Source organism: Actinoplanes sp. NPDC049802, from assembly GCF_040656595.1.
In the GTDB taxonomy this organism is placed as follows: domain Bacteria; phylum Actinomycetota; class Actinomycetes; order Mycobacteriales; family Micromonosporaceae; genus Actinoplanes.
Map to the genome: position 1 here is coordinate 1 of NZ_JBFAMR010000190.1, position 1,277 is coordinate 1,277.

The 1,277-nt window shown below is 67.4% G+C and carries 2 protein-coding genes; both read left to right on the forward strand.

Features of this window, described 5'->3' with window-relative positions:
• The first annotated feature begins 65 nt into the window (after positions 1–65).
• Entirely contained in the window at positions 66–377 is a 312-nt protein-coding gene (locus tag AB0I88_RS41315; RefSeq protein ID WP_361037777.1) for a transposase, read from the forward strand.
• Positions 374–1,258, forward strand: coding sequence for an IS3 family transposase (locus tag AB0I88_RS41320; protein WP_361037779.1), 885 nt, complete (start codon positions 374–376; stop codon positions 1,256–1,258). Before AB0I88_RS41315 ends, AB0I88_RS41320 begins: the two co-directional genes overlap by 4 nt.
• Positions 1,259–1,277 lie beyond the last annotated feature (19 nt).

Here is a 1,277-nt window from a genome sequence, read left to right on the forward strand (position 1 = left end):
CTGAGGTTCCACCTTCGAGCCGGACACCTTGAAACCAGACAGCGGTCTGGGGGAAGGATGTCCCGGTGCCCCGCCCTTCGAAGTACAACGAGGACTTCCGGCGTGATGCCGTCGAGCTCGTGCGGTCCTCGGGCCGTACGCTGCGCGATGTCGGCCGTGAACTCGGTGTCAATCATGAGACCCTGCGCGGCTGGGTCAACGCCGCGAAACGCGCTGACGAGCAGCGGGCCGGCCGCGGCAGCACCGACGGCAGTGAGCTGAGTGGCGTCGAACGCGACGAGCTGCGCCGGCTGCGTAAGAAGGTGGCCGAACTGGAGCTGGAGAAGGAGATCCTCCGGAAAGCGGCCGCCTATTTTGCGAAGGAGATGGGCATTTGACCGGCCGCTACCGGTTCATCTCCGAGCACGCCGAGGTGTACGGCGTGACGCGGCTGTGCCGTGTCCTGGCGGTCAAGCGCCGGCAGGGCTACTACGAGTGGCTGGCCGCCCAGCCCGTCCGGCAGGCCCGTCAAGACGACGACGAGCAGCTCGCCGCCCTGATCCGGCAGATCCAGGCCGAGCACCGCGGCTACGGATCCCCGCGGATCACCGCCGAGCTGCGCCGCCGAGGGCTGCGGATCAACCGCAAGCGCGTTGAGCGGGTGATGCGCGAGCATGGTCTGGCGGGGATCAGCCGCCGCCGGCGGCGTTCCCTGACCAGGCAGGACAGCAAGGCGGCGCCGGCACCGGACCTGATCCGTCGCGACTTCACCGCCCCCGCACCCGGGGTACGGCTGGTCGGTGACATCACGTATCTGCCCACCGCCGAGGGCTGGCTGTACCTGGCCACCACGATCGACCTGTTCAACCGGGAGGTCATCGGGCACGCCATGGCCACCCACATGCGTGCCGAGCTCGTCAGCGACGCCGTCGAGCTGGCCCATCGGCGAGGGTTGGTCCGCCCGAACGCGATCTTTCATTCCGACCGCGGCAGCCAGTACACATCGAAGGACTTCAGGGCCACGCTCAACCGGCTCGACATGCGGCCGTCGATGGGCCGGACCGGGTCCTGCTTCGACAACGCCGTCGCCGAGTCGTTCTTCGCCAGCCTCAAGGCCGAGATCGGCACCCGCGTCTTCGCCAGCCACGCCGAGGCCCGCCGGGAGGTATTCGCCTACATCAACTACTACAACAACAAAAGACTGCATTCCACCGTGAAACACCAGACACCACGCGAAGCACGTGTCTGCTATCGTCCACCCATCGCCCTCGCGGCATGAAACTCCGGTGTCCGGTCCC